Genomic DNA, 23128 nt, shown 5'->3' on the forward strand with positions numbered 1-23128 from the left:
GATTTAAATATGACTACAAAACAACCAATACCAAGAAAATATTGAAGGCGGTTGAAACCGCTACCGACTTCCTCCCCATGTCTAAAAGCCAGGGGCTTCCGTCTCGTTTTTCGGTGATGGAATGACCAGGGTCAACTCATTCCCAAACCCAGCTTGGTGCTCGTCTAGTTTTTCTACCCGTTCTACGACCACCGGAAAAATCGGCTCGCGACTCCGATCGGGCAATGAACGAAGTGCCGGATACCTCGCTACCACATCACGCGCATAAGTCTTGTGAAGTTTGGTCAACTCCACCTGCTCCTCAAAGGCTTTAAAAACTTCCTCAAAACTTTGCTGGTAGTCTATATCTACGCGACAAGAAACAATTGATGCAAACAAGCCTTCCAGTCCTATCAACTCCCGTTGCACTTCGACATCTCTATATCCGATATCAAAACATCCAGTTCCTACAAGACGGGCTAGATAAGTAGCAAAAGCAGCAAACAGGAAGTCACTCTGATTCCAAGCAGGATGGCCCTCCAGAAAGGTTGTGACCTCATCCGGTATGGACATCTTTACACTGGTGTACTGCTTTTGATTCAAGTGCGAGGTAGTTCGATCGGCATAGGGAACCGCGATCGGCTCTAACGTCGCCAGCTTCTCTACCCAGAAAGCTTCGTGCTGAGCAATTAACCCATCAAACCTCTCAATACGCCTCGCCCTATCTGGCTCGATGTCCTTAAACTGATACCCAACTTGCAGTCCAAATCTCTCGACCAAATCAGGAATCGATAGCGCTTGACCATCGATGGTCAGCACTTGGCGCAGCGCTACCTCGTAACTTGCTGTAGAAACCGTCAAGAAGCTGGGTTCGATCGCCGTGATTGTTCCTGGAGACGACTTAGACCGGTCATCCTTAACTTCGAGTTTGGGGATAACGATCGAGTCGTTCCCTATAGCCAACTTCGCCACACCAAGGGGATTGGGGTAGGAAGCAAAGTCCAATGCCCTAATGTCGGCATCAATATCATAGGCACAACGATTGAACGAGAGTACACCTCCAGCAACAAGTCTTTTTGAGTGTCGCAAATAGGTTCGCTCATCCAGATTTTGCTTCAAAGCTAACGCTTGACCACTTGATATCTCATCCACTAACTCTTCAAACGCACGAATTGCGGCTTCATGACATTTCCCAGTGAGAGAAAATGCCGTATCGTCATCAGCAATATCGATAGCAACCTGCTTCAGGATATCGCCGCCCTCAGCCGAATCGCTCATCACATACCACGTCACCCCATGAGTTTTCTCCCGGTGCATCAAAGCCCAAGAGGTAGCATTGAGTCCCGCATACTTCGGCCGTGGGGCGTCATGGTAGTCGATCGCTAACTGGCGCGGCAACTCCAAAATTTCTTTGGGTAATAGCGAGCTGTTTACAATGTTGAATAGGTAATCAAAAGGCTGTTGTCTTAAAAATGCTATGAGATTCTCTGTTTGTTGGATGTGAGGTATGTCCTTTGCCTTCGCCCAGCTACTTATCGATGTATCAGCGGAGATGACACCGAAAATCTGATGACCCCGCTCTAAAAGAAGTTCCGCACATTGAACAAGTAAAGTTCCTTGTCCAATAAGAAAGCAACTAAATGGATTCTGAATAGACATAGTTGTATTGCTTATAGTTTGAGCCACTCAATTCACCAGTGTTTACTACGGAGTCTTTCCACGGCATAGCAAATCACTTCATTCCCTTAATACTTATTCTGTGTTTCAGGAATGAAATAGTTCGCCACACGCTCTAGAAGCTTTGTTAGCTAATTTTAGATTTTTTTAAGTAGCTAGGTTGACATCATCACTGCTTTGTAAAACTCATCTAAACTTACCTAAAGCCATCTTTAGACACAATTCGGAGTTTACTTCCTACGCTGTTGGGTAGACGGCTAATCCCAAGATAAGTAGGCTATCCCCCTCCAGCCGAGGGTTCCCAGTTTAAAATGTTGATGCTGGCGTTGAAATCACGATCTAAAGATCTGCCACAAGCAGGACAGTCAAAAGTCCGAATGCTTAGTGGCATATCTTTTTTAGTGCCACAATTCGAGCAAGTTTTAGTGCTGGGGAACCATTGGTCTACCAGCACTAAATTTGCCCCATACATTTTGCACGCCATATCGAGTTGGCGTTTGAATTCGTAAAACCCTAGATCCGATATTGCCCCGGCTAACTTGTGATTCACCATCATTCCTTGAATGTTCAAGTTTTCAATCTTAATTAGCTTAAAAGTTTGGGCGGTGGGAGTTGTTAGCTTGTGAAGAAAGTCTAAGCGAATACGAGCTATCCGTGCATGGAGCCGACGGATTTTATGGTAGGTTTTGCGCTGATTTTGGGAGCCTCTTACCTGTTTTGAGGCTTTGCGTTGCAAGGTAGCAAGCTTGGTTTTCGCTTGCTTTAACGGCTTTGGTGCATCAAAGACCTGTTGGTTTGACAGCGTGGCAAAAGAATTAATCCCTACATCGATTCCTACAGAGCTTTCAGATTGTTGAACTGGCAAACGTTCTGCATCAACGCAAAAGGAAAGAAACCAACGACTTCCTTCTTTTGAAATCGTAAAAGTTTGAGACACATAACCGCATTCTAGGGCTTCGTAGAGTCGAAAAGTTCCCAATGTAGGAATCTTGATAGTGCTGCCAGCATTTAGTAAAACTTTGCCGTTAGACGAATCAACTGTAAAAGAGTGACCGTCTCGGCGACTAGCAAATTTTGGATGACCTGCCTTTCCAGAGCGATACCGACTAAAAGCATCTTTCAAGTCAATCAAAGCATTTTGATAAACGCGACTAGATAATTGATTCATCCAAGCGAATTCAGGCTGTTTCTTGACGTAGTTGGTGAGAACTTTTTTGAATTCGTTAAGTACCTTTGAGTCTGTGAATTGTCCCTCGCCATACATTTGAGTCCGCAAGCTCAACCCCATGTTAAACACTACCCGCCGAAATCCTGCGTGTTTTGCCATCAAGGTGGCTTCCCGGTTATTCAATTTGAGCGCTCGCTTGACGGCAAACACAAAACTTCTCCTCAACGATTAACTATGGATATTTTTAGCGAACTATTTGGCACTTAAGTCTTGCTCATAATTCGCGCTTTAACCCCAGTCCGTCAGCTTTGCCCTTGCCAAAGGCTAGCTTAGCGATGGATGCGATCCCCGTGAGCCCCATCATAAACGATCGCTGCCTAGTCCTGTCAAGGTGCGATCGAACTCCAGCCCAGTCCGCGATGGTTCCTGACGGGCAATTGTCAGCGGAGTTTTAACCTGGACTTCCCCGATACAAATGTACTAACAGTCCTAAAACTATTACTCAACAAAGGATGCAACTGTTGAGCTAAAAAGTGGAACCCATTTATCAGCAATAGCTGACGCAGGCGATCGCGCTCAATTGTTGTAGATTTAATATAATTGCCGATCGCAAACAGATATCAATCATCTACATGAGTACACAATTTTTTACTCAACAATTGAAACCTTTGTGATGAGAGGCTTTTGAGCTTGTGTAAGTATATTTGCATGAGGAAGTTCAGTAAGAGGGGAAATGCAAGAGGCAGTTGTTTGTTGCTCATCACTAATGCGCCCATAAGTTAGAGCGCATTAGGAAATCAGCTATTTATTGATTGAAGGTAAAACGACCGTCAACTTTTTCTCCGTTAATATCCGCAGTCACTTTCACTGGATACTGACCGGGTTCATTGCCGGGAAACAACACAGCGTAATGTTTGCCCTCAGCATCATACTTGAGAGCTAGGGTTTGCTGCTTTCCACTCGGCAACTGCACTTGAGCCGTCACTTTCGCGTTAGGAACTGGTTCCTTTTTATCCCCTTTTAGCAAAAATAAATCTAAATGAGTTCCGGTAGCTTCTTTTTCCGGTACAAACTCTAAATGGTAAGCTCCAGACTCCACAACTTGCCCCCCTTTAGTTGGTGTTGCAGGAGCAGCGGCGGGAGCCGAAGACGCGGGTTGAGAGGCAACAGGAGGGGATGGTGGACTGCTATTTGTATCGCTTGCTTGGTCGCCTTTACTGCAAGCTCCCAAAAACAGTAATCCGACACTACCTAGAACAATTAAATTTGACTTGAGCGATTTCATTTGTTTGACTCCTTGCTGACTGACAATAATTGGAAAATATCACACATTAACTACCTTGCCATCTTCAATAACTGGCTGAGGTTGTTGAGGTCGTAAAAAATGCCCGAATTGAGCATACAAAGCTGGCAAAACTAACAGAGTCAAGGCGGTCGAAGTAAATAACCCTCCTAAAACTACGACTGACAGCGGTTGCAAAATTTCCTTTCCCGCCCCACCTTCAAAGACTAAAGGTGCTAAACCCAAAGCTGAAGTTAAAGCGGTCATCAGGATGGCATTAAGCCGTTCCATCGAGCCTTTAATAATTGCTTCCTTAAAAGGCAGTCCTTCAGCAAATTTAGTGTTGTAGTTGTCTACTAAAAGCAAGCCGTTACGGGTAGCAACACCGAATAATGTGACAAAGCCAACCAGGGAAGCTACAGAGATGATGCTGCCAGTTAAAGCTACCGCAATTACTCCTCCTACTAATCCGATCGGCAAATTAATCATAATCATAGCAGTGGAAGGAATTGACTTGACGGACAAGTACATCAATACTGTAATTACCAAAAATGCGATCGCACTAAATATCATAATATTTTGCGACGCTCTTTGTTCGGCTTCAAATTGACCGCCGTACTGGATAAAATAGCCAAAAGGCAACTCTACCTCTCGTTTGACTTTAGCTTGAATTTCATTCACAACCGATCGCAAATCCCTATTTTTAGCATTAGCCGCTGCTACAATCAAGCGAGAAACATTCTCGCGGTTAATCGTATTTGGCCCCGTACCGTATTTAACAGTCGCAACTTGGGCGAGGGGAATCTTGTTGCCGCTTGGAGTATCTACCAACAAATTTTGAATAGTTTCTAAGTTATTTCGGGCTTCAGGCTGCAACCAAACAACTAAATCAAAAGTTTGCTGCACTTCCAAAACTTGAGAAACAACTTTGCCGTTTAAAGCTGTCTCAATTATTTCAGAAAGCTCTCCGATTTTCAAACCGTATCTACCCGCAGCTTGACGGTTAAACTTAATTTGAATTTGTGGCACTGGCACCTGCGGTTCGAGTTGCAAATCCACAATTCCCTGAACTGTTTTCATTTGCTCTTCAACTTGGGCACCGATGCTGCGAAGTTGATCCAAATCCGGGCCAAAGATTTTGACAGCAATCTGACTTCTGACACCAGATAAAACCTCATCCATCCGGTGAGAAATAAAACCGCCGATATTTGGTGCAACTCCCGGCAATTTACCAAACTCCTGCCGCAGCGACTCCAAAGTTTGCGGCCTGTTTTTCATGCCCTCCTCGCTCAAACCGATATCAATGTGAGCTAAATTGACTCCCGCAGCATCAGCATCTCCCGGAGCTCTGCCCGATCGCACTTGCACATATTGAAACCTGCTATCATCCTTAAGGGCATCTTCAATAGCAAAAGCCGCGCTATCTGTTGTCTCCAAAGACACGCCCGGATAAAGCATAATAGTATTCACCAAAGTTTGCTCCTGAAACTCCGGCAAAAACACCCGTCCAAAGGAAGGCAAGATAATTAACGCAGCCACCATGCTAGCAGCAGCTAAAGCTAAAATAATCCCCGAATAGCGCATTGACAAATTTATCGAAAAATGATATATGCGCTTGCAAAATCTCGGCAGCCAAGGTTCTCGTGAACTCATGCGTTTGGTAGGCAACAAGATAGCGCAAAGGGCCGGAGATATTAACAGCGATTCTAAACTAGAAATCACCACAACTACCAGATAAGTAATCCCCATAGGCGTAAAAATTCGACCTTCTACACCGGGCAAAGTAAAAATTGGAGAAAAAACAACAATCCCAATAACAGTCGCTCCAATTAACGAATCGCGCACCTCCTCACTGCCATCAAAAATCACATCCATCACCGGGCGAGGATGAAGAGAAGACGTATTTTCTCTCAAATTGCGGTAGGTATTTTCGGCATAGACGATCGCATCGTCGATCGCAGTGCCGATCGCCACCGACAAACCCCCCAAAGTCATCGTATTTAATCCCAGCCCCAGCCAATACATCGCCAGCAGCGCCAACAGCCAAGTCAGAAAGAAATCCAGCAAAACAACCGCCAGAGTGCGCCAATTCATCAAAAACGGGATGAGAATAAGGGTGACAATGATGCTGCCTTCAACTAAAGCCGATCGCACATTCTCCACCGAAGAATTAATATATTCTTCCTGTCGAAAAGTCACAGTAACTTTAATATCTTTTGGCAGAGCTTCCTGCACCTGGGCCATTGCTGCCTCAACTGCTTTCGTTACCGTCGGAGTATCAGCAACTGGCTGTCTGTTTACCATCACAATCACAGCTTTTTTGCCGTTAAAACTGCCATCGCCCCGCTTGATTGCAGCACCAATCTTGACCTCAGCCACATCACTAATTCTGACGGGTGTTCCGTGGCGAGAGTCGATCGCCGATTGCTGCAAATCTTCCAGAGACTCAATCCGCCCCACCCCCCGGATTAAAGTTTCTCGATCCGGCGTAATTAAATACCCCCCCGGCGCGTTAACATTCGCAGCCGCCGCCGCTTCAGCTACTTGCTGCAGCGACACATTAAAAGCTTTCAACTTGGCAGGTTCTACTAATACTTGATACTGCCTTTCTTCGCCCCCGTAAGCCACCACTTGAGCAACGCCAGTCACTGCCAAAAGGCGATTTGTGACTTGCCAATCAACCAGACGGCGCACTTCCATCAAAGGAGTAGTTTCCGAGGTAAAAGCATAGGTAATAACAGTGCCCACAGGAGAAGTTGTGGGAGAAATTTGCGGTGTTTCTACCCCAGCCGGGAGTTTGCTTTCAGCTTGCTGCAACCGTTCTGTTATCAACTGCCGCGCTTGATAAATTTCAGTTCCCCAATCAAAGATTACCTTAACCGAAGAAAGGCCCACAGCAGAAGACGATCGCACTGCTGTCACCCCAGGAGTTCCGTTAATCGCACTTTCGATCGGTAGTGTTACCAAAGACTCAATTTCTTCCGGCGCGAGACCCGGTGCTTCCGTCTGAATTTCCACCTGCGGGGGTGCAAAAGGAGGAAAGACATCAAGCGACATTTGGGGGATGATATACAATGTCCACAGACTAACAATAATGGTGGCGATAACGACTAGCCAGCGGCGGTTAATTACCCATCTAAGAATTGTGCTGAACATTTAATAATTTGGGAATTGGGAATTGGGAATTGGGAATTGGGCATTGATAAAAACAGCTATCCGTCTATCCGTGACTTCCGTGTCATGCTGTTACTTCAAACTCTTGACCGAAAGCCTCCAGGATACCCGCCACGTGATTCATCCGTCCAGAAATAAAAAACCTGTATCCGATGAAACTTGCCGAACGTATTTATCTCGCGCAAGTCAATGCTTCAATTCTTTAATCTAAAATCTAAAATCTAAAATCGATGGACTTCTGCCTCTTGAGTTTTAACGTGATGGTTGTCATTGTGTAACAGGAGTTCATTGTCCAACGCCGATGCAGAGGCGGAAAAACCATTATTTGCAGTATTGTTTCCAGAATCCGCTGCTATTGCTGGCAATTGGCGCCGATTTCCCCACAACACGCCGGCTGTGAAAGTCAGGGATGCGATCGCAACTCCTCCCCCTATTCCCGCCCACCATAAAGACACGGGTAAATTATTAAAATTAACCTCTGCTGCCTTTGGAGTTGCGTCTTTCTTTGCCTCGTGTTTTGAGGGCTTGCTGCCGCCCCGCAAAGATTGTGCGTAAAGTTGAGGTGCTCGCTGCGTTACTATCAAATCTCCCTCGAATAAACCCCTCTTCACTTCAACTAAATCTCCGGCCGTTTGACCTTGTTCAATTTCAACAGCTTGATAAGCATTGCCATTTTGGACGTAAACGGTTTTTTTACCGCTAACATCCACTACCGCCGCACTCGGAATTGCTAAAATATTTGTGGCAGTTTTGTCGGTTAAAATCTCCAACTCCGCAAACAGTCCGGGCTTTAATTCACCGTTAATATTATCTAGTTCTGCTTTCACCGGCACAACCCGCGTTTCTCCTGACACGGATGACCCAATTAAGGCGATTTTTCCATTGAAAGTGCGATCGGGTAAATTAGCGACTTTTACCCTGACTTCCTGGCCCTGTTTTACTTGATTCAGGTCTTTTTCGTAAATGTTGGCTGTGGCAAAAACGCGGCTGTCATTTAACAGACTCATCAACGGTTTTTCAGCGTTTACTGACTCTCCTGGGGTGATGAAGCGATCGGCTACCGTCCCCGAAATCGGAGCAACTACGGTAACGAGTCCTCGATCGTTGGCAGCAGTTCCTAATTGTTGCAGTCGCGCTTGATAGGCTGCGTCAGCCAAGCGAATGCGCGATTGAGCGACTTCGACGGCAGTTTTGCCGCGTTTGACTTGGTTCTCGGCTTCTAGGACTTCCCGGCGGCTCTGAGCTCTGGTAAGTTGAGCTTTTGCTTCTGCTACTCTGCCTTGAGATTCCCGCAATTCCCGCATCGGCAGGTCTACTTCGGCTTGTTTAATTTCGGTTTGGGCTTTGATAACTTCTGGACGGCTTTTTGCCTTAGCAACAGCGGCTTGTGCTTCGGCGAAGTGGGCTTGCGATTCCAGCATTGTGCGCCGCGCGATCGCCCCAGATGCCACTAATTCTTTGTCGCGATCGAACTGTTCTTTGGCAACAGTTAATTCTGTTTCTGCCCGTGCTATTTCGGCTTGCGCTATTTCAACTTGACGCTGATAGTTTTCTTTAGCGGCTTGCACAACTGAACGCTTGTTTACTAATTCTTGTTCTTGCTGGTACTGCTTAGTTACCGCTGCCAATTGGGTTTGGGCTTGGGCGATTTCTGCTGCGGATATTTGACTTTGGCGATCGTAATTTTCTCGTGCTAATTTGAGATCGCCTTCCGCTTGCTGCAAATCTGCCTCAGCTTCGGCACGTTTCGAGAGAGATTCAACCCGCAATTGTCCTAATTCTGAACTCGATAAAACCGCCACCGGTTGACCTTTTGATACTTTGTCCCCAGGCTCAACCAGCAACTCTACTACTTTGCCAGCAACAGGAGCCGTAACTTCAACTTTTTCGTTGGGTAAAGTTTCAATTTGTCCTGTGGTTTTGATGCCGATATCTAGTCGCTGGCGGGCGGCAGGGGAGACTTTAATACCTAATCGTTTTGCGGTTTCGGCATCGACAGAAATAGCAGCAGGAGTTTGAGTTGTTTCGCCGCTTTGGTGAAATTCATCTCCGTGGCCAGCGTGGGCAAAAACAGCGGCAGGAGAACTTAGCAAAATTAGGCTGAACAAACTTCCCGAAAAGCTGCTAATAATTGCCGGATATTGAGCATATTTGTGGAATATCATCGTTGGCAATGTCCTTGAAATCAGGTTGAGTGCCACAGGTTTAGCAGTTGGTATTTTGCCAAGGTAAGTAAGTGATACCCATTAAGTAAAGTTACTTGTTAGCATTTTCCAAGAAGCGACTGCTAAGCAATGACCAAGAGCTAGAAATGCTCTACTCAACCTAGTATTTCACGGTCAAATGAAATTAGGATGAAATTTCGCATCAGCAGCCCAGATGCCCACCAGCTTCTAAAATACGAAGATAAGTTTCGCCTAATGACAAGCGATTTGGCTGTAGATTTTTTGCCGATTTTTTTATCTCTGCTGGCGCTGCAATTTCGTTGGTCAATGCGCTCACTAGCTCATCTACGGCTGCATTGGATTTATAAGTGGTGTTTAATTCCAAGCTATTCAATATCATAAACTACCCTCTCTATCTATATAGCTTTTTGCTGACCTATCTACTACTTTAGAGGTATGGCTGAGCAATTGTCTACAGTATTATTACGTAACTTGCTACTACTTTAGAGGTAGGGCGGCTCAATTATCTACAGTCTGTGTAGGTACTCTCAGGAAACTGAGGTGGAGTCAGACAAATGCTGACAGCCACAGTCGAGCTACATTACTTGGTCTACCAAGGTGGTCGCCACTTTTTCATTTGCTCAGTTTCTTGCTTTTGTGAACCAAGTATGTTCTTAACTATTGAGCTACTGTGATTAATGTCACTCATTTTTTGGATTTGGGTCACGTTTTGTTGAGGTGAGCTAAATTACTTTTTGTACCAAGCTTGCCGCCACTGCTTCATTTGCTCAATTTCTTGCTTTTGCGAAGTCAGAATTTCTTGAGACAATTTCTTCATTTCCGGGCGTTTTGACTTCTTCAAAGCATCTTGGGCCATCACTAAAGCTCCTTCGTGGTGAGGAATCATCGCATTGATAAATCGCAAGTCAAATTGGTCGTCAGCCGCCCCTAAATCCATGCTCATCATCATGTGGTGCATTTGTTCGGGAGTCATGGCCATCATACGACCCATAGGAGCCTGATAAGCCATCGGGGTACTGCTGGCTTTGGGATACCAAGTTTTTCGCCACTCTTTCATTTGATTGATTTCGCGGTTTTGAGCAGCAATTATATCAGTGGCAAGTTTTTTCATTTCCGGGCGTTTGGATTGTTTAAGCACATCTTGAGCCATTTTTACAGCACCTTGATGGTGTACTGTCATGCCATCAATAAATCGCAAATCGTAGTCGGCATCAGCCGGGCCTAAATCCATTGACATATCGTGATTCATGCCATGATGCTCCATGCCACCCATGCCACCGCCTTGTGCCACGTTTTGCTTGTTGTTTGCTTCGGTTGCAGCCGTAACATTTGGGGCGGGAGTTTCACTGGAAGGGGCATTTGAACAAGCTGCAAGCACTCCGCTGGTTAAAGCGGCTGTGGCGGTCAACATCAGCGCTGCAAAGCCTGTTTTCAATGAAAGTGGTTTCATAGAGCTTATATCCTTAAAACTGCCATTTATCTTCAGCTTTCCACATATAAATGAAATTAGGATGAAATTTTTGCTGCGAACTTGTAAAGAATTATTGCTCTGCCGTCGATCGCACTCAAAGTTAAGATTTACACAACTCACAACCTAATTATGTAGGGTGCACAGTGCGCGCCTTACCCCTAGGGGTAGCGTGTCAAACCAGTTTTTTCATCATTCCTGATTTATTTTGCAATTCCCCTTGACTCTCCTGTGGACTGGAGACTTTACAATAAAGTTAATTCATTGATTGAGCAGAGTAGTTTCTGCTGAGGTTCAAATTATGACATTACAGCTAAAAGTGCCTAAGATGGCTTGTTCTGCTTGTGCGACTACAATCACAAAAGCAGTCCAAGCCATTGACTCAGCCTCGACGGTTGAGGCGGATATCAAGACAAAATTGGTCACGATTCAAACCGCTAAGTCAGAAAGTGAAGTTAGGAAAGCGATCGCATCGGCGGGCTATCCAACAAGTCAATTTTAGATTTTAGATTTTAGATTTTAGATTTACTTGCAGCTTTGAATCTGGGAGATTTAACAAGAGTCTAAAATTTTTGATTCTCCACGACAGGAGTACGTCGCACGTTATCCGTTTTTAGGCGAGGTCATTTGAAGACAGAAGGTAACTTTATAAGTTAGGAGGGCATCTATGGACAATCTCACACTTAAACTGCGGGGCATGAGTTGTGCTTCTTGTGCTTCCTCTATCGAACAAGCAATTCAATCTGTTCCCGGCGTACTTGAGTGTCACGTAAATTTTGGGATGGAACAAGCAACCATCCAATACGACTCCAAGCAAACCAACTTAGAAACAATTCAATCTGCTGTTGATGATGCGGGATACCAAGCTTTGCCGCTTCAAGAAATGGCTGCGCCAGAGGATGATTCCGAACAAGCCGATCGCAAATCTGAATCTCAAACATTGCAGCGGAAACTCTGGACATCAGGTATCATAAGCATCCTGCTAGTTGTGGGATCTATTCCAGCGATGACAGGCTTGCATCTGCCATTTATTCCCGCATGGCTGCACAATTTTTGGCTGCAATTAGTCCTGACATCACCCGTACAATTTTGGTGCGGAAGATCGTTTTATGTGGGAGCTGGGAAATCCCTAAAACGGCGTGTAGCAACAATGGATACCCTGATTGCATTGGGTACGAGTGCTGCTTACTTTTATTCTGTATTTGTGACAGTTTTTCCCGGTTTCTTCACGGCCCAAGGTTTGACTCCTAGCGTTTACTACGAAGTGGCCGCCAGCGTTATCGCCTTAATTTTGTTGGGGAAAACCCTAGAAAATCGGGCGAAGGGAGAGACTTCCGAAGCCATTCGCAAACTCATGGGTTTGCAAGCAAAAACTGCTCGGATAGTTCGCAACGGGGAAGAATTAGAATTGCCGATCGCCCAAGTGGAAATTGGCGACATCGTGCAGGTGCGGCCGGGAGAGCAAATCCCCGTAGATGGAGAGGTAATTGAGGGTGCTTCGACGGTAGACGAAGCAATGGTTACGGGAGAAAGTTTGGCTGTCAAAAAGCAGCTTGGCGACGAAGTTATCGGAGCCACAATTAATAAAACTGGCAGCTTTAAGTTTCGGGCGACAAGAGTTGGCAAAGATACATTTTTAGCTCAAATTGTCAAGATGGTGCAGGACGCACAGGGGTCAAAAGCACCGATTCAAAAGTTAGCAGACCAAGTGACTGGTTGGTTTGTTCCCGCAGTAATTGCCGTCGCTTTAGCTACTTTTATTATCTGGTTTAACGCGACGGGAAACATCACTCTCGCCACGGTGACAATGGTGGAAGTGCTGATTATTGCCTGTCCCTGCGCTTTGGGTTTGGCGACTCCGACTGCTGTGATGGTTGGCACGGGTAAAGGTGCAGAAAACGGGATTTTAATTAAAGGAGCCGAGAGTTTAGAATTGGCTCACAAAATCCAAATCATCGTGTTAGATAAAACTGGAACTCTCACAGAAGGCAAGCCCACTGTAACTGATTTTGTGACAATTAAAGGAACGGCGAACAGCAATGAGTTAAAGTTGCTGCAATTGGCTGCGTCTGTAGAGCGAAATTCGGAGCATCCTTTGGGGGAAGCTGTTGTGAGGTACGCTCAATCTCAAGAGGTTAATTTGACGGATGTTAAGGATTTTGAGGCGATCGCGGGAAGTGGCGTGCGCGGGGTTGTAGGCGGAAAGTCGATCGCCCTGGGAACGCTGAGGTGGATGCAGGAACTAGGTTGCGATACTGAATATCTGGAACTGCGCGCGAGAGCTTTGGAAGCTGCGAGCAAAACGGTTGTTTGGATGGCTGTAGAAGGCAAAATAGAGGCAATTCTGGGCATTGCGGATGCCCTCAAACCATCGTCAGCGCAGGCGGTGAAAGCGCTTCAAAAGCTCGGTTTGGAGGTGGCGATGCTGACTGGGGATAATCGCGCGACTGCGGAGTCGATCGCCCAATCCGTGGGCATTACTCGTGTTTTTGCCGAAGTTAGACCCGACCAAAAAGCAGCTCAAATTCAAGCCCTGCAAAGGGAAGGAAAAATTGTCGCGATGGTGGGAGACGGGATTAACGACGCGCCGGCTTTGGCCGCTTCAGACGTGGGAATTGCGATCGGCACCGGCACAGATGTGGCGATCGCAGCCAGCGACATTACCTTAATTTCAGGAGATTTGCAAGGCATAGTTACAGCAATTAAACTTTCCCGCGCCACCATGCGGAACATCCGCGAAAATCTGTTTTTTGCGTTTATTTACAACATCGCTGGAATCCCGATCGCGGCTGGTATTTTATTCCCCATTTTTGGCTGGCTGCTAAATCCAATTATCGCCGGTGCAGCAATGGCTTTCAGTTCAGTCTCTGTAGTTACTAATGCTTTGCGATTGCGGAATTTTCAAGCCAAATCTAGTGCATAAATTAGGATTTTTCCCCAACATCCTGGTAAGCAATGCCCACCAGACACCGATTTATCAACAAAAATCTTTTGTATAAACTAGGAGAAATTTAAAAAATGTTGAACCAACGCCAAATCTTAGGAAGCCTCGGAAGTTTAGGAATTATGCTCGGAATTGCATCGGGAGTTCGAGCCAATCAAATCTCAATCCATCCTGCCAATTCAACCGCTAAATTTCGGCATATCGAACAGCCGTTAAGTTTAAAAATAGGCGTAACAGCAGGCGGATTGACCTTAATTGGTTTAGAATTATGGTGGTTTTTGTTCAGTAAAAAGCCAGCTAAAACCAAGTAAACTTTGCCGACGCGGTTTTTTCCAGCAAGAAATCGCTAAAATTGAGGAAGCTTAAAAAATTTGGAGTGAGCTAAATGCAACTACTACACACGATGCTCCGAGTCGGCAACCTGGAAGAGTCCCTCAAATTTTACACCGAGGTTCTGGGCATGAAATTGCTGCGAAAAAAGGACTATCCAGACGGTAAATTTACTCTGGCTTTTGTTGGCTACGGCGACGAATCAGACACTACAGTTTTGGAATTAACATACAACTGGGGCGTCACAGAGTACAATTTGGGGGATGCTTACGGTCATATTGCGATCGGCGTTGACGACATTTACGGTACTTGCGAAGAAATTAAAGCTCGCGGTGGTAAAGTTAGTCGGGAACCCGGCCCGATGAAGCACGGTTCAACAGTCATCGCTTTTGTGCAAGACCCAGATGGATATAAAGTTGAATTAATTCAACTGCAAAATCAAGGTAGCAACACCCAGAAAGTAGCAGCAACAACCGCATCCTAACTTTCTTAAGAGGGGGAAGGGGAAGGACAAACTATCTTCCCTCTTCCGTTTTCCTTTTGACAACAGTCGCACCCACAACTGTCAACTGTCAACTGTCAACTGTCAACTGAAACTTTTTATTCGATCGCACCGACGGTACAAACTGCTGCAAATAAATTTTTTGCCATAAAATAGAAAAGCTGCTGCCTATTTGGCTTAAGCTATCAAATTGAGGAATTAATTTAGATTCTCGGCGCTTGTCTACAGCAGCGAGCGCCGAAAAGAATACAGCTAATACTAACAAAAATACCACCATCACACTAAAGAAAATAGTCCAATAAACTAGAAATTCGCTTGTGTAGCTGACCCCGAATATCCAGTTAATCACTAAATCCGATAAATACAAAAACAGCCCTACTGAAAACCCCACCGCGAACAAGAGCCACGTCCACCTAAACATATCTGTTGCAGTCTTGCTATTTTTGGACACAGAAAGTTCTAACTCTCTAATTTGGCTGTTAATATTTGATGTGACTTCATACAAGGTAGACTGCAAAGAATCTCTGATATAATTGAGTTCATTGTCGAGGTTTATGCACTGCTCGGAGGTACTTTTATCCAAGCTCAGGTTTTGAATTTTTTTGCGGTGCGCCGCCAGTTTATTGTCTAGAGTGTAATCCCATTTTTCCAGCCGATCTACCGTCAAATACAAAAGTTCCCTATTAGCATCTAACAAGCTCTGGCAATTTATGATTGATTTAACTAACTTGCTGAGATTGTTGATATGCTCTTCTAGAGTATGTTGGTATTCCCTTTGTTTAGCTGACAAGAAACTTGCGAGTTCGACCTCCCGATCGCCGCACAGCGCCAAAGCCTCACAATACAAGTCGTCAATTTCCATTTTACCGAAATACAGTGACGCTTTGTACTCCTCGATTTCGGGAAGAGTCAGGGATTCTAAAGGCTGATATTTTACATTAAATTTATATAGGAGCGCTGTCAGAATCTGCGCCGCTTTTCGCTCCAGCTTGTCTTTATAGGGTTGTAAAATAATTGCAGCTAGATTTTTAACTCTCGCTTCCGGGTGGTTCAGAAAATCAAATATTTTGGCAAGTATTTTGGAGAATTCCAAGTTATTAAAATTAGTTTCCGCAACTTCCAAAAAGTTTGTTACCGCTGCATCGTTTTCGGTATTCAATTTGTACGGGCCCCTAAGTGCGATCGCCGCAAATACTCGATCGATCCAAAACAGATATTCCTCGCAATCCATTGGCAGGCTAGGCAGCAGCCAGCTAGGGCCGTACACCCAAAAATCGAGACAATTCTCATATTCCTTACCGCTGTCATTTCTGCTGCAGTCGCCGAAAGCAAATTTGTTGCTTGCTAATAGTTGAATTTGCTCTTCTACAACCAGCCGCTCAATTTCCCCTGCATTGATTGTGACATTGACAGCACCTTCCTTGCCTTGCCCTGCTTCATCCAACCAAATTGACTTAATACTAACAGCCGCAGACCACCGAATTAAAGGAGTCGATCCCCCTCGCGCTTCCTGTTCTAACGCCGCCAGCAGATTTTTGCTAAAATTACTTGATCTAGCCGTTCTCTCACTTGATATCAGCCCCTCTCGCACCTTCCCAAATGCCTGAATTGCCAAAGCGCGAAACAGCAAATTCGGATGCGGTTTTCGGACGGATTCCGGTATATTTTCTCTGAATATTCCGCTGTTGGGTACGCCCAAAACTTCAGCAAAAGGCTCGATGCCGCACTGTTGCAGGAATTTTTCAACTAGGTTTATTCTTTGCCAAGGTTGAGTATCTTTAGTGAGAGAGAAGATTAGCGCTGTGCCGCTGCACCCCATTGACTCAGGGATGTTAGTGCGATCGAGTTTCCACATATTGCTCGTCATAATTTGTCGCCATGACAATTGCTAGATATGGAGGCCGTTGTTGGATGCTGAATTCAGCATTACATTTACTGTGGCTTTTTGTCAATATTAGTCTGGGACGCATAGGGAGTTATAAACCCGGTTTCACGAGTAAGTTTATTATAACTCAAGCCTAGATTTTTCCTATAAACCTAGTTGATCAAGGCCAATGTGCGTCCCGAACTCAATATATTATTTAGCAATAATTGGTCAAATGTCACACTTTTAGATTTTGCCACGAAACCCAACCTACTAAAGTCATTTTTTTGTCGGCTCTTTTAAGATTTGGTCGCTTACCATTTTGTCAACGATTAAGTCACTGATAATTTGAGCTCCGTGGGAGGTAAAGTGCAAGCCGTCATTATTTTTTACATAGCCTCGCTTACCCGATTTATTAGCAACTACAGGAACAAATTTTCCTCCTTGTCCAAATGTCTCCCAAGTAGAAATAAATTCGATTTTGGATGAAGATTTGCTGGCAGTTTTATAAATATTGTTCATGATGGGAAAAGCTTTGAGATACGAAGATTTGTTAGGCATCGATTGACCGACCCAATACACTTTTCTCACGGATGACGAATCAAGTAAATTGGCATATCTTTCAACTCTTTCTTGATAAGCTTTTTGCCAGTCTTGGGTCATAACAGCCCAGGCTTTTCCTTGAGAATCAATGATATTTTGACGGTCATTGGTTCCAAACAAAACTATCACTACATCCGGCTGGTAATTATTAATAATTTGGCGACTTCTGGCATACCAATCATAATAATCAATCCGATTTAATCCGGTCGATACCTTGTAGTCAATTTTCGTATCGGCGATATTGTATTTTTTCTTAAGAGTGTACTGGAGTTGAATTCCTAAGTCGAACATTACGGAATCTCCAATAAATAAAAATCTGCGATAAGGTCTGGTCAGTTTAGGTTTAGCTGGGGTTGGTTTTTTAGCTGGGGTTGGTTTTTTAGCATTAGCCGGCTTTGGGGGTTTAACGGCCGCTTTTGTTTCGGTTTTGACAGGAGGAAGTTCTGATTCTTTGGGGAGGCTATCGAAGTTAATATCTTTAATTTTCCTCCAAAAATCTTGTTCGGATTTGCGGAAACCTTCTATTTTTATCTGGCGCGCGGCTTGTTTAATTTCTGCACTGGCGAAAGGAGTTGAAGCAAAGCTTTTTAGAAATAATGATAAGTTTGAAAATATTAAAGTGAGAATTACAGACGTAAGAATCAGCAAAATTTCCCGGTCTTTCATCTTTTTTAGAAATTAAAATAAATAAAAGGCGCGACGGTACTTGGCCCCAACATCAAGATAGTATACACGAGCAGCGAAACTAAGACAACCCGAAAGAAAATGTTTTTTAATGACAATACGGTTTGCAATAGTTCGGAGATGCGATCGCCCCACAAGTTGATCGCGCCGATGACTGCAATTACTAAATACAATTGCCAAAAGTTAAACTGAAAAGTTGTGACTGCAGGATGGACAATTCCTTGAAAAAAACTCATCGCAGTTTCCCAGTTGGGAGTGCCGAAAAATACCCAGCTACAAGTAACAAAAGTAAATGTTAGCAGCCAACTGCAAAATTTAGCAAATCTGGGAAAGGCATAGTCTAATTTAAAGTGGATAGCTTGGGGGATATCTTTACATAAATGGTTGACAATTAATCCTAAACCGTGAATTGCTCCCCAGAAAATAAAGTTTAAACCGGCGCCGTGCCACAATCCACCGATCGCCATTGTCATCAGTAAATTTACGTACTTCCTCAACTTGCCGTATTTGTTGCCGCCAAAGGGAAAGTAAACGTAATCCCTCAGCCACTCGGAAAGACTGATGTGCCACCTTTTCCAAAATTCTTGCAGGCTGAGCGATCGGTATGGCATATTAAAGTTGGCAATGGGTTTAAAACCCAGCAAACAGGAGATGCCGTTGGCTAAATCCGAGTAGCCGCTGAAATCTACGTAAATTAGACAGGAATAGGAAATTGCCGCGAGGATTAAATCGATGCTGCTGTACTGCTGGGGGACTTTGAATGGCAAGTCAGTGAAGTTAAACAAAAAGCTCGATAAAGTATATTTTTTGAAGAGTCCCGACAAAATCAAAACTATAACTTCTTCAATTTTATAGTCGTATTTTTCCGGTGAATTTAGCTGCCAGTAAAATTCGCGAGCTCGCGAGATTGGCCCGGAGGCAATTTGCGGAAAATAGGTAATGTAGGCGGCATAGTCTACAAAATTCGGACAAGGGATTTTTTGCTGGTAGCAGTCGATTAAATGGGAAATTATTCTAAAAGTGTAGAAAGACACGCCGACGGGGGCGATTATTTGCAAAACTGGAAAGTCGGCGGGAATTTGTAGCTGATTCAGTACCTCAAATAAGGAAGTTACAAAGAAGTTGTAATATTTAAACATGCCGAGATAGCCAATGTTGAAAATTAGACCGGAGATTAAAGCAAATTTTTTATATTTACTCTTGCAGAGCACCCGGAGAATGATATAATTGTAGACTGTAGAGAAAATCAGGAGCAAGAGAAAGTCAACACTCCAAAAGGAATAAAATAATAAACTCGAAACTAACAAGACAATTTTATACAAATCGACTTGGGGTTTCACAGAGACGATCGCGCTAAAAATAATTAGGAAAAATACTAAAAATTGGTAAGTGGGAAATAGCATATATCTCAGCCGATAAAAAATCTTGTTTGTGGCAATATTTTTATAAGTACGGCCACCCAACCTATCCCGCAGGGAATCGCCAGAGTCTGTCTGAACTCATATGTTGCACCATTGTCAGTTAGCCTTTTATGAACAGGCAAGATGCCTGTTCCACAAGAAAATTTATCTTTTGTGGAACGGGCATCTTGCCCGTTCTGGAGAATGGCGCAAGATGTGAGTCTCACCGCAGCAAATTTCGGGGTGGATTACGGACTGTAAGCTTTTTCAATCTTGTCAATTAGGTCACAACTTCCGCCCTAGTTAACCGCACTCATAAATTCATAATCCTGTTTAAAGATTATGATGGTTGTGAGACGATGTATTAACGGATAACAACAGGAATCCCCTTGATTGCGAGGAACCAACGTGCAGCCAACAGACCCTAGCAAATTTACAGATCAAGCCTGGGAAGCCATTGTCAAATCCCAGGATGTAGCCCGCCGCTTTGCCAATCAGCAGCTAGAGGTTGAACATTTAGCCATCGCCCTTCTCGAACAGCAAGGCCAGGCCAACAGCATTCTCAGCAAAGCTGGAGTCGATGCCCCCCGCTTGGCCCAGCAGTTAGATGCTTTTGCCAAACGACAGCCCAGAGTTGCCAACGCTGACCAACTATACCTCGGTCGCGGCTTAGAAGTTATGTTAGATGTTGCCGAGGCCACCAGGGCGACTTGGCAAGATAATTTTATCGCCGTTGAACATTTATTAATTGGCTTAGTAGAAGACGAACGAGTCGGGCGCAGGTTGCTGACAAAAGGCGACGGGCCGCCGGGCCGCCCCGGTTACGATCGCAAACCCCCAGCCGGTACACTCGATCGACCAAAACTCGAAGAAGCAATCAAATCTTTCCGCGCCACTGCTAAAGCCCAAGAAAAAAATTCCGAAACCGGGAAAGGCAGCCGCAGCAACGCTAAAGCCCAAGATCAAGATGGGGAAGCTAACTCCGACGCCCTCAGCAAGTACGGCCGCGATTTGACAGAAGCCGCCAAAGCCGGCAAACTCGACCCAGTAATCGGCCGCGACGAGGAAATCCGGCGCGTGGTACAAGTTCTTTCCCGCCGCCAAAAAAACAATCCAGTGTTAATTGGCGATCCCGGAGTCGGAAAAACTGCGATCGCCGAAGGTTTAGCCCAGCGAATTGTCAACGGCGATGTACCGGAATCTTTAAAAAATCGCCAGCTATTTAGCCTTGACATGGGCAGTTTAATTGCTGGGGCAAAATTCCGGGGCGAATTTGAAGAACGGTTGCGGTCTGTTCTGCGGGAAGTCATCGATTCCGACGGGCAAATTGTCCTATTTATTGACGAATTGCACACGGTTGTCGGCACTGGCGGCGGTGGCAGTTCCGGTTCGGGGATGGATGCGGGAAATTTGTTAAAACCAATGTTGGCGAGAGGCGAATTGCGCTGCATCGGCGCTACAACTCTCGACGAATTCCGCAAAAATATTGAAAAAGATCCTGCACTGGAACGCCGATTTCAACAAGTATTTGTCGGCGAACCCAGCGTTGAAGATACTGTTTCGATTTTGCGCGGATTGAAAGACCGTTACGAACGCCACCACGGGGTAAAAATTACGGATTCGGCCCTGGTAGCTGCTGCAACTCTGTCTTTTCGCTATATTTCCGATCGATTTTTGCCGGACAAGGCGATCGACCTGGTAGATGAAGCGGCCGCCCACTTGAAAATGGAGATTACCTCTAAACCTGTGGAATTGGAAGGAATCGACCGCCGGGTGATGCAGTTGGAAATGGAAAAATTGTCGATCGAAGGGGAAGGAAAAGGTGCTCTAGCCCCTGGGCTCGGCTTCCGCGTCGAACGCATCACATCTGAGATTGACATTTTAAAAGCTAAGCAGGAAAAATTGTCCTCTCAGTGGTTGGGCGAAAAGCAGTTGTTGGATGCAATCAATAAATTGAAAGCAGAAGAAGACCAACTGCGAGTCCAAATCGAACAAGCAGAAAGGGCTTATGATTTGAATAAAGCCGCACAGTTAAAGTACGGCAAGTTGGAAACGGCGGTGCGCGATCGCGAAGCGAAAGAAGCGGAACTTTTGAAACAGCAAGCTCAAGGTTCTTCCCTGCTGCGCGAAAAAGTTACTGAGGGCGATATTGCGGAAATTGTCGCTAAATGGACGGGCATTCCGGTTAATCGGTTGTTAGAATCCGAACGCCAAAAATTGCTGCAATTGGAAAAACACTTGCACCAAAAAGTCATCGGTCAAGAGGAAGCTGTAACAGCCGTGGCAGCGGCAATTCGGCGCGCTCGGGCGGGCATGAAAGACCCCGGCCGGCCGATCGGCTCTTTCTTGTTTATGGGCCCCACAGGCGTCGGAAAAACTGAGTTAGCGCGGGCGTTGGCGGAGTTTTTGTTTGACAGCGATGATGCGATCGTCCGCATCGATATGTCGGAATACATGGAGAAACACAGCGTTTCCCGGTTGGTAGGAGCTCCTCCCGGATATGTCGGTTACGATGAAGGGGGACAACTTTCGGAAGCAGTGCGGAGACATCCTTATTCGGTAGTGCTGTTTGACGAAGTGGAAAAAGCGCACCCGGATGTATTTAACATTTTGCTGCAAGTGTTGGATGACGGCAGAATTACCGATTCTCAAGGTCGAGTGGTTGACTTTAGAAATACCGTAATTGTGATGACTAGCAATATCGGCAGCGACCACATTTTAGACGTGTTTACTAAGAAGGAAAAAACCGTCAAAAAACCTGCTAGCCGGAAGCAGGAAACGAAAGATTTGTCAAGTCAAAAGACAGATTATAAAGTGGCTGCAGACGGTACTGTTGAGGTGTCGGCCCAGCGAGTCGATGGTGATACTGTAACTAAGAGTGAAAACAAGACTGAAAACAAGAGTGAAAATGAAAATTTATTGACTCAAGAACGGGAGACAGACCAAGAGTACGAACAGATGTTAAAACGGGTGATGGCAGCGCTGCGATCGCACTTCCGGCCCGAATTTCTCAATCGGGTGGACGAGATAATTTTGTTCCACACTTTGAGCAAGGTCGAACTGCGGCAAATAGTCAGCATTCAAGTGAAGCGGATCGAGCGTTTGTTGGCCGAGCAAAAAATCACTTTGGAACTGTCGGATGCGGCGAAAAACCATATCACAGATGTTGGTTACGACCCGGTTTACGGCGCTCGTCCCTTGAAACGCGCTATCCAGCGGGAGTTGGAAAACCCGCTGGCTAACAAGATTCTGGAAAATGCGTTTGTCGAGGGTGATACAATTGCGATCGACTGCGAAAATAACTCTTTGCAATTTCGCAAAAAAGAGTCTCGTCCGGCGCTAGCAGGTAACAGTTTGTAGTTGCTGAATAGTTAGGAACAGGCAAGATGCCTGTTCCACACACAATCCATTTTCTTGTGGAACAGGCATCCTGCCTGTTATTGAAAGTTAGCAACAGGCTTTTCGGCCTGTTCCACAAATAATAAGTCTTCTTGTGGAACAGGCCGAAAAGCCTGTTATTGAAAATTAGGAACAGGCATCCTGCCTGTTATTGAAAATTAGGAACAGGCTTTTCGGCCTGTTCCACAAATAATAAGCCTTCTTGTGGAACAGGCCGAAAAGCCTGTTATTGAAAATTAGGAACAGGCTTTTCGGCCTGTTCCACAAACCATCAATTCTCTTGTGGAACAGGCCGAAAAGCCTGTTATTGAAAATTAGCAACAGGCATCCTGCCTGTTCCACAAATAATAAGTCTTCTTGTGGAACAGGCCGAAAAGCCTGTTATTGAAAATTAGCAACAGGCTTTTCGGCCTGTTCCACAAATAATAAGTCTTCTTGTGGAACAGGCCGAAAAGCCTGTTATTGAAA

At 45.1% G+C, this 23128-nt stretch carries 15 protein-coding genes; 5 read left to right on the plus strand and 10 right to left on the minus strand.

The genetic code is table 11. The features are described from left to right. Nucleotides 1-81: 81 nt before the first annotated feature. From QUB16_RS02990 to QUB16_RS03020, 7 genes are all read right to left on the minus strand, one after another. Nucleotides 82-1638: a formyltransferase family protein gene (locus QUB16_RS02990; protein ID WP_333313912.1), complete on the minus strand. Its 1557-nt coding sequence runs from the start codon at nt 1636-1638 to the stop codon at nt 82-84. A gap of 295 nt (nt 1639-1933) precedes the next feature. Then, a complete protein-coding gene (locus tag QUB16_RS02995; RefSeq protein ID WP_333313913.1) occupies nt 1934-3034 on the minus strand; it encodes an RNA-guided endonuclease TnpB family protein in 1101 nt (366 codons plus the stop codon). Between the two features lie 595 nt (nt 3035-3629). After that, the gene (locus QUB16_RS03000) at nt 3630-4109 is read right to left on the minus strand and encodes a hypothetical protein (protein ID WP_333313915.1); all 480 of its coding nucleotides are present in this window, start codon (nt 4107-4109) and stop codon (nt 3630-3632) included. A 39-nt stretch (nt 4110-4148) separates the two neighbouring features. Then, a complete protein-coding gene (locus tag QUB16_RS03005; protein ID WP_333313916.1) occupies nt 4149-7262 on the minus strand; it encodes an efflux RND transporter permease subunit in 3114 nt (1037 codons plus the stop codon). Between the two features lie 239 nt (nt 7263-7501). After that, nucleotides 7502-9445 (minus strand): efflux RND transporter periplasmic adaptor subunit, encoded by a 1944-nt coding sequence (locus tag QUB16_RS03010; protein ID WP_333313918.1) that lies wholly within the window; start codon nt 9443-9445, stop codon nt 7502-7504. A 202-nt stretch (nt 9446-9647) separates the two neighbouring features. Next, the gene (locus QUB16_RS03015; RefSeq protein WP_333313919.1) at nt 9648-9845 is read right to left on the minus strand and encodes a hypothetical protein; all 198 of its coding nucleotides are present in this window, start codon (nt 9843-9845) and stop codon (nt 9648-9650) included. A 348-nt stretch (nt 9846-10193) separates the two neighbouring features. After that, nucleotides 10194-10916, minus strand: coding sequence for a DUF305 domain-containing protein (locus tag QUB16_RS03020; protein WP_333313921.1), 723 nt, complete (start codon nt 10914-10916; stop codon nt 10194-10196). A 319-nt stretch (nt 10917-11235) separates the two neighbouring features. Here QUB16_RS03020 and QUB16_RS03025 point away from each other — a divergent pair, with 319 nt between their 5' ends. From QUB16_RS03025 to gloA, 4 genes are all read left to right on the plus strand, one after another. Further along, nucleotides 11236-11436: a heavy-metal-associated domain-containing protein gene (locus QUB16_RS03025; protein ID WP_333313923.1), complete on the plus strand. Its 201-nt coding sequence runs from the start codon at nt 11236-11238 to the stop codon at nt 11434-11436. Nucleotides 11437-11601: 165 nt separating this feature from the next. Then, entirely contained in the window at nt 11602-13857 is a 2256-nt protein-coding gene (locus tag QUB16_RS03030) for a heavy metal translocating P-type ATPase (protein ID WP_333313924.1), read from the plus strand. Nucleotides 13858-13952: 95 nt separating this feature from the next. Continuing rightward, complete coding sequence (locus tag QUB16_RS03035; protein WP_333313926.1) at nt 13953-14189, plus strand: hypothetical protein; 237 nt, start codon at nt 13953-13955, stop codon at nt 14187-14189. 74 nt (nt 14190-14263) lie between these two features. Next, nucleotides 14264-14692 carry a lactoylglutathione lyase gene (gene gloA, locus QUB16_RS03040; RefSeq protein ID WP_333313927.1) on the plus strand — a complete coding sequence of 143 codons (429 nt, stop codon included), beginning with the start codon at nt 14264-14266 and terminating at the stop codon, nt 14690-14692. Between the two features lie 88 nt (nt 14693-14780). Here gloA and QUB16_RS03045 read toward each other — a convergent pair whose 3' ends face one another. The 3 genes from QUB16_RS03045 to QUB16_RS03055 all read right to left on the minus strand — a co-directional run bounded on the left by QUB16_RS03045 (nt 14781) and on the right by QUB16_RS03055 (nt 19264). Further along, on the minus strand, nt 14781-16577 hold the full coding sequence (locus QUB16_RS03045; RefSeq protein WP_333313929.1) for a hypothetical protein: 1797 nt from the start codon (nt 16575-16577) through the stop codon (nt 14781-14783). 276 nt (nt 16578-16853) lie between these two features. Continuing rightward, nucleotides 16854-17843, minus strand: coding sequence for a DUF459 domain-containing protein (locus QUB16_RS03050; RefSeq protein ID WP_333313930.1), 990 nt, complete (start codon nt 17841-17843; stop codon nt 16854-16856). 5 nt (nt 17844-17848) lie between these two features. Next, the gene (locus QUB16_RS03055; RefSeq protein ID WP_333313932.1) at nt 17849-19264 is read right to left on the minus strand and encodes an MBOAT family O-acyltransferase; all 1416 of its coding nucleotides are present in this window, start codon (nt 19262-19264) and stop codon (nt 17849-17851) included. Between the two features lie 405 nt (nt 19265-19669). Here QUB16_RS03055 and QUB16_RS03060 point away from each other — a divergent pair, with 405 nt between their 5' ends. Further along, the gene (locus tag QUB16_RS03060; protein ID WP_333313933.1) at nt 19670-22621 is read left to right on the plus strand and encodes an AAA family ATPase; all 2952 of its coding nucleotides are present in this window, start codon (nt 19670-19672) and stop codon (nt 22619-22621) included. Nucleotides 22622-23128 lie beyond the last annotated feature (507 nt).

The organism is Microcoleus sp. D3_18a_C4, from assembly GCF_036702415.1.
Taxonomy (GTDB): domain Bacteria; phylum Cyanobacteriota; class Cyanobacteriia; order Cyanobacteriales; family Microcoleaceae; genus Microcoleus.